The sequence below is a fragment of the Citrobacter sp. wls613 genome (assembly GCF_005281195.1).
Taxonomy (GTDB): domain Bacteria; phylum Pseudomonadota; class Gammaproteobacteria; order Enterobacterales; family Enterobacteriaceae; genus Citrobacter; species Citrobacter gillenii.
In genome coordinates this window covers 20,261-27,496 of the sequence record NZ_SZXN01000042.1, presented here as the reverse complement: position 1 = coordinate 27,496, position 7,236 = coordinate 20,261, and the positions used below count along the sequence as shown (strand labels likewise).

Here is a 7,236-nt window from a genome sequence, read left to right as displayed (position 1 = left end):
ATAAAACACTATCAGTAAGTTGGAGTCATTACCAGAAAATGCATGTTCATCCCGCAAACGGTTTGAAAAAGTGAAAAAGTGGCTTCATCGGCCAGAACGATAATCATCGTCGCAGGGCGTAAGGCCATGTTGCGGATAATTCTGGCATATTTTAAAAAATCAGAATTGCCAGGATTAATAATGATGCAATCCAATTTATGAGAATGTATGTTGACGGCAGAAAGCGTCTGAGAGGAGTGGTACGTGATATCCGTAAATAATGCTGAACCACGTAAAATTTCTCGCATGCCAAGCCACGGGTAAAGTGAGTCACCCAAAAATACAGCTTTAGACATAACGATCTCCTTGAAATTTTGATGCAAGCAATCGCCTCTTTTTTTTATTAAAAAGAGTTCCTCGCGATGCGTGAAATGTTAATTAAAACGAATATCCCGTTCTGTGTTTTGAACGTATCCTTATTAATTTCGGTTTCAACAGATACTTTCTGTATTTATTAAAATATTTAACTATTCTTAATGTTGATATTACACTTTGTTAAAATTTAAGATAAATCGTTTAAATCACCTCTGGGCAGTTGATTGATAGATTTCGCTTATGAATCGAGAAAATTGCGGACTGGATAACCCTAAAGACACAGGGGATTCTGATAGGTGTGGCTAAGAAGGTCGCCAAAAAAGAGCGTAATTCAGTTGGATAGGGCTCATTTTTAGCACAATGAGAACGCTGTAAGATAATTCTTAACTTAAACCAGGCTGGCGCGGAGGGTGTATAGGGGATGGATGAAAATATTGCCATATTCAAATTTATTTACGTCTTCATTTTGTTTTATGGTGTTATGTGCTTTGATTTTATAAATTTCAAGAATTTAATTCTAAAATTGTCTTTTTGTGCTTAATTTGAAAATCACACGAAAGAATAGCGGTTCGCTTGTTTTTTGTACGTTGCCGGCTTATCCGGCCAGCAGTTCTTGCTCGACCTGGCGTACCTGATCTTCCAGCGTATTGCGGATCTCGGTTAACGCCCGTTGTTGGTCGGCAAAGTAGGCTTCTTTATCTGTCAGAGAGGCGGCGAGACGCCAGGCGTTCTCAGCTTCCAGTTCGCTAATCTCGTTGAGCAAGCTGCTAATTTGCTCTCTGAGCTGCTGTATCTTGCGGCGTAAATGTTGCAGATCGTTGAGGCGGTCGCTTGCCATCATCGGTTCGAGACCGTTTTGCAACTGGGTAAGCAGCGTACGAACGGCGGCCAGATCGGCATTTTGTCGCGCCTGATTCAACTGTACCATCATCTGGTGCGCTTTATCTTTCAGGTCATCCGCAACCACGTCCGGGTGGCACAGGCGACTGGCCTGCCGCCACAGGCGTTTTAGTTCATTGCGCTCATCATGAGAAAGTGTCCGTTCGCGGTTATAACGATGCTGCGCGTCCTGCTGTTGCTCCTGATATTCATCATATTCGTGACGGGCTTCTTCCTGCGCCTGGCGGGTGGCGCTGTCATCCTGGCGGGAAAAGTCGTTTTCCAGTTCGCGAATTTCCGCCAGCAGGGCGGTGATAAGCTCCGTTTGCTGCTGAATGCGCTGCCGGGTTTCCACTGATTCGCGCGAGTCTGAACGCTGGCTCATCCACTGCTGTTTGAGTTGCGCCAGTTGATCGACCGCCTGAGAAATAAAGTGCTGACAGGACTGATAATCTTTTTCCCGGCGTTTGCGCTCAGCTTCCTGCTTACGTTGCGCACTGGCGGCCAGATGTTTACGCAACTCGAGAATACGACTCATCAGTGGCCCAAGGTGCTGATGATACAAGTCGTTGAAGTCATCAAGGATTTGAATGCGTGCATTGCGTTTATCAATTAAGTCGCGCAACTGAGTTTCAAGTGCTTTTAGCTCAAGTTTGCTGGCAGCGATGCCGGGATCTTGCCACGTTGATACCGCTCGCTGTGATTGCAGCCAGCCGGTGATTTCATGCAGGGCATCGCTGAAGCGTCGTGCTTCAAGCGCCTGAACGATCGTCTTCGGTACGTCCGTCAACGTGTCATTTTTCAAATGCACCAGTTGCTGGAAAATGATCTCATCATCTTCCAGTTCGATGGCACTTTTGATGATTTCAAGACGTTTAATGATCTTATTCATGACGGTCGCTGCCCGGCGTGGCTTAAAGCGCGTGACAGGAACCTGACCTGGGGAACGCGTTTAAAAATGTTGAAAAAACAGTAAGGTGCATTTTGTGGCCTGCGGTGCCTTTTCGTCCAGAATAATTCACGGTAATTATAAGAAAGCGGAGGTAGCGCGCGTCAGTCGCACTCTTCAAACCTCCGTTTCATCTTTTTTATTCACGAGCTAATTATTCTTGATTCAATAAAGATAATGCGTATAGTTCTCATTCTCTTTTGTTATTAACCATTTCCGTACATTCTGGTAAGGATCCCCGCAATGAAAAAAACAACATCCGCTCTGGCATTGCTGATTGCCGCAGCGCTAAGTGGCTGTGCCGCACATTCAACGCCAGCCAGTCGTACGGCGGTACAGGAAAAAGCGGTGACGCCAGCTGCTACTGATGTCCAGCAGCGTGCGTTGGCTGATGGTCTGTATGAAATGGCGCTGAGTCCGGCGGGCGATGCGCTGTATGTTGCCAGTGCGGAAGGATTTAAAGATGTCCAGGGCGGGGTGGTTTACAAACTGGATCCGAAAACGCTCAAGACTCTCGGTCTAAGCCATACCGATATGAAAAACTTTGGTATGGCGCTCTCGCCAGACGGTAAAACGGTGTACGTTACTAACTCACTGGACGGCGGCTTGAGCGCCCTGAATACCGCCGATGGTAAAGTGAAAAATCGTGTACTGTTCCCGGAACGTAATGCCGAAGGTTTCCCGTACGGTGCGCGCCAGGTGCTGCTGCATAATGGCCTGCTCTATATTGGCGCGGTGGCTGACCCGGCGGTAATTTGGGTGGTGGATGCCGAAACCCTGAAGCTGAAAACCCGTATCAAAAACACCGGTAAATGGATGACCGGTCTGCATTACTCTGACGTCACTCAGCGTATTTATGCCGCCAATGGCGGTGGCGAAATACTGGTGATCAACCCGCGTAATCAGCGTATAGAGAAACGCTGGAAGCCGCTGGGTGAGAAACCTGCGCTGTTGCTGAATATGGCAGAAGACGCGCAAACGGGCCGTTTGTTTGTCACCGATAACTCGCAAGCGAAAACGACTCTGGTGCTGGATATCCACACCGGTAAATTGCTCAAGCAACTCGATGTTGGCGATTCGTTAGCGGTGAAATTCAATGCAAAGCGCAACGAAATCTATATTACCCAGCGCGATGCCGGGAAACTACTTAGCCTGAATGCAACCGACTACAGCGTGAAGAAAAGCTGGGATCTGCCGCCGAACCCGAATAGCCTGCTGCTCTCTGCGGATGGGCAAACGCTGTTTGTTACTGTGAAGCAGAAATTCAATAAAGACCACTCCACGGATGCACCCGATAACGTGGTGCGTATTGATCTGAATAAATAACAACAACGCGTTGGCTTCCGCTAACGCCCGTTGATTTGTGACTTTTTTCCTGCGCCTCGGTGCGTTGGGCAAGGATGCCCGGCGTATCCAAACGATTGCGCCTTGCGACAACCAGGTTGAAATGTTAAAAGAAGCCCCTTCAATATAAACGACACAGGGGTAGGGCGTGAAAAACGCGTCATCTGCATCCGACACCAGCGTGTCCGATGCCGCGTCAACGAGTGAGCCGACGCTTCAGCGGGGGTTGCAAAACCGCCATATTCAGTTAATTGCGCTGGGCGGCGCAATTGGTACGGGTCTGTTTCTGGGCATTGGCCCGGCGATTCAAATGGCAGGACCGGCGGTGCTGTTGGGCTATGGCGTAGCCGGGATCATCGCGTTTCTGATCATGCGCCAACTGGGTGAAATGGTGGTTGAAGAACCCGTTTCCGGATCGTTTGCCCACTTTGCCTATAAATACTGGGGACCGTTTGCCGGTTTTCTGTCTGGCTGGAACTACTGGGTGATGTTTGTGTTGGTCGGCATGGCTGAACTGACGGCGGCTGGGATCTACATGCAATACTGGCTTCCCGATGTGCCTACCTGGATTTGGGCCGCCGTATTCTTCGTGATCATCAATGCCATCAACCTGGTCAATGTGCGACTGTATGGCGAAACCGAGTTTTGGTTTGCACTGATCAAAGTGCTGGCGATTATTGGCATGATTGGCTTCGGCGTCTGGATGTTGTTTTCTGGTCACGGTGGCGAACAGGCAAGTATCGATAACCTCTGGCGCTATAACGGCTTTTTTGCCACCGGCTGGAACGGGCTGATCCTCTCGCTGGCGGTGATCATGTTCTCCTTTGGTGGGCTGGAACTGATCGGTATTACTGCGGCAGAAGCGCAGGATCCGCAAAAAAGTATTCCGAAAGCGGTAAACCAGGTGGTGTATCGTATTCTGCTGTTTTACATCGGTTCACTGGTGGTGCTGCTGGCGCTATACCCATGGGTTGAAGTGAAATCAAACAGCAGCCCGTTTGTGATGATTTTCCATAATCTTGACAGCAACGTGGTGGCTTCCGCGCTAAACTTCGTTATTCTGGTGGCTTCTCTGTCGGTGTATAACAGCGGCGTGTACTCCAACAGCCGCATGCTGTTTGGCCTCTCCGTGCAGGGCAATGCGCCGAAGTTCTTGACCCGCGTCAGCCGTCGCGGCGTACCGGTTAACTCTTTGGTGCTTTCCGGGGCGATCACCTCGCTGGTGGTGCTGATCAACTACGCGCTGCCGCAAAAGGCCTTCAGCCTGCTGATGGCGCTGGTCGTGGCGACGCTGCTGTTGAACTGGATCATGATTTGCCTGGCGCACCTGCGCTTTCGCGCGGCAATGCGTCGCAAAGGGCGTGACACTCAGTTTAAAGCGCTGCTGTACCCGGCCGGAAACTACCTGTGTATTGCGTTCCTCGGCATGATTCTGGTGCTGATGTGCACCATGGATGAGATGCGTCTGTCGGCGATGCTGCTACCGGCATGGATCCTGTTCTTGTTTGTGGCCTTCAAACTGCTGCGCCGTAAAGCCCGCTAATCCCTTACCGATCTCATCCTTTGCGATGAGATCGGTCACTCCCTGAACTTTATCGTGATTGATCTCCCAGTTCTGTTCTTACTGACAGGATCTTTATTTTGTAATCGATTACTTTTCATTTGAACCTATTTGTAATCGATTACTTTTTTAAGGGTGGGGCAAAAAATGGTGTCGACAACCGAGAGTAGTGGAAAACAGAGCGTACAGTACCGGCTGCTGGTGCCGCGGCTGTCGCTGATGATGTTCTTACAGTTCTTTATCTGGGGAAGTTGGTCCGTCACGCTGGGGCTGGTGATGAGCCAGCACAACATGTCGCTGCTGATTGGCGATGCGTTTTCCGCCGGACCGATAGCCTCAATCTTGTCGCCGTTTGTCTTAGGTATGCTGGTGGATCGCTTTTTTGCCTCGCAAAAAGTGATGGCGGTGATGCACCTCGCCGGGGCGGCGATCCTGTGGTTTGTGCCGCAGGCGCTGGTAGCGCAAAACGGTGCGCTGCTGATTGGCCTGCTGTTTGGCTACACGCTGTGCTACATGCCGACGCTGGCGCTGACCAATAATATTGCGTTTCACAGCCTGTCGGATAAAGACAAAACCTTCCCGGTAGTACGGGTGTTTGGCACCATAGGCTGGATTGTTGCGGGGATCTTTATCGGCGTGACAGGCATTTCGGATACCACCGGCATCTTTACGCTGGCGGCGGTTATCTCTGTGATTCTGGCGCTCTACAGCCTGACGCTGCCAAACACGCCTGCGCCCGCGAAAGGGTTGCCGGTAAAAGTCCGCGATCTGTTTTGCGCCGATGCTTTCGCTTTACTCAAAACCCGTCACTTCTTCGTCTTCTCACTCTGCGCTACGTTAATCTCGGTACCACTGGGGACCTACTACGCGTACACCGCATCGTTTCTGGCGGATGCGGGCGTTGGGGATGTTAGTACCGCGATGTCGTTCGGTCAGATGTCCGAAATCTTCTTCATGCTGGTGATCCCATTCCTGTTCAGACGGCTGGGCGTGAAATACATGTTACTGATCGGCATGTGTGCCTGGTTTGTGCGTTACGCCTTCTTTGCGCTGGGCATCAGCGAAGAAGGGCGCATCCTGCTGTATCTCGGTATTTTGCTGCACGGGGTGTGTTACGACTTCTTCTTTGTGGTCGGCTTTATCTACACCGACCGTATTGCCGGGGAAAAGGTGAAAGGCCAGGCGCAAAGCATGATCGTAATGTTTACCTACGGGATCGGCATGCTGCTTGGCTCGCAAATTTCCGGTGCGCTGTATAACCGTCTGGTGGCGGGGCAGGCAGTACCTGAGTCATGGATCCCGTTCTGGTGGATCCCGGCGGTTGCAGCGGCGGTGATTGCCGTGATTTTCCTTTTCTCTTTCAAGTATGACGAGAAAGAGCAGGCGTAATATTAAGGAGGGGTTATGAGAACCATTAAGGGACCGGGGATTTTTCTGGCGCAGTTTATCGGCGGGCAATCCCCGTTCAATACCCTGGACGGGCTGGCGCAGTGGGCCGCGGGTCTGGGCTACAAAGCCATACAGATGCCGTGTAATCATGCGTCGCTGTTTGATGTTGAACAGGCCGCTGTTAGCCAGACCTACTGCGATGATATTCGTGGAATGCTGGCGCAGCACGGACTGACGATCAGCGAATTATCCACCCATCTCGAAGGCCAACTGGTTGCCGTTCATCCCACCTACGATGACGCTTTTGATGGTTTTGCGCCGCAGGCGGTACGCGGTAATCCTCAGGCCCGACAGGCGTGGGCGACGCGGACGTTACACCAGGCTGCGGCAGCCTCGCAAAAACTGGGGTTGACGGCGCACGCCACGTTTTCCGGATCGCTGGCGTGGCCCTATTTTTACCCCTGGCCGCCGCATAATGCGCAGCGTTTTGCCGAGGCATTTCAGGAACTGGCTGACCGTTGGCGGCCGATTCTCGACGGTTTTGATGAGCAGGGGGTTGATGTCTGTTTTGAAATTCATCCCGGCGAAGATCTGCACGATGGCATCACGTTCGAGCGTTTTCTTGCGCTGGTGGATAATCATCCGCGCTGCAATATGCTCTACGATCCCAGCCATCTGCTGTTGCAGCAGATGGACTATCTCGGATTTATCGACGCCTATCACTCGCGCATAAAAGCGTTTCATGTCAAGGATGCGGAGT

The 7,236-nt window shown here is 51.0% G+C and carries 6 protein-coding genes; 4 read left to right on the top strand and 2 right to left on the bottom strand.

Annotation, left to right across the window (positions count from 1 at the left end):
* Positions 1–11 precede the first annotated feature (11 nt).
* Both FDX01_RS07450 and FDX01_RS07445 read right to left on the bottom strand, forming a co-directional pair.
* Entirely contained in the window at positions 12–335 is a 324-nt protein-coding gene (locus tag FDX01_RS07450) for a hypothetical protein (protein WP_249360900.1), read from the bottom strand.
* A gap of 614 nt (positions 336–949) precedes the next feature.
* Positions 950–2,125 carry a DnaJ family molecular chaperone gene (locus FDX01_RS07445; protein WP_137399546.1) on the bottom strand — a complete coding sequence of 392 codons (1,176 nt, stop codon included), beginning with the start codon at positions 2,123–2,125 and terminating at the stop codon, positions 950–952.
* Between the two features lie 300 nt (positions 2,126–2,425).
* On the opposite strand from FDX01_RS07445, the gene FDX01_RS07440 reads away from it, so the two are divergent.
* The 4 genes from FDX01_RS07440 to FDX01_RS07425 all read left to right on the top strand — a co-directional run.
* A complete protein-coding gene (locus FDX01_RS07440) occupies positions 2,426–3,508 on the top strand; it encodes a YncE family protein (protein WP_115259151.1) in 1,083 nt (360 codons plus the stop codon).
* Positions 3,509–3,674: 166 nt separating this feature from the next.
* The gene (gene pheP, locus FDX01_RS07435) at positions 3,675–5,069 is read left to right on the top strand and encodes a phenylalanine transporter (RefSeq protein WP_096757960.1); all 1,395 of its coding nucleotides are present in this window, start codon (positions 3,675–3,677) and stop codon (positions 5,067–5,069) included.
* Between the two features lie 165 nt (positions 5,070–5,234).
* Positions 5,235–6,476 (top strand): MFS transporter, encoded by a 1,242-nt coding sequence (locus tag FDX01_RS07430; protein ID WP_115259150.1) that lies wholly within the window; start codon positions 5,235–5,237, stop codon positions 6,474–6,476.
* Positions 6,477–6,491: 15 nt separating this feature from the next.
* The coding region (locus FDX01_RS07425; RefSeq protein ID WP_137399547.1) for a sugar phosphate isomerase/epimerase family protein at positions 6,492–7,236 on the top strand (745 nt) is incomplete at its 3' end.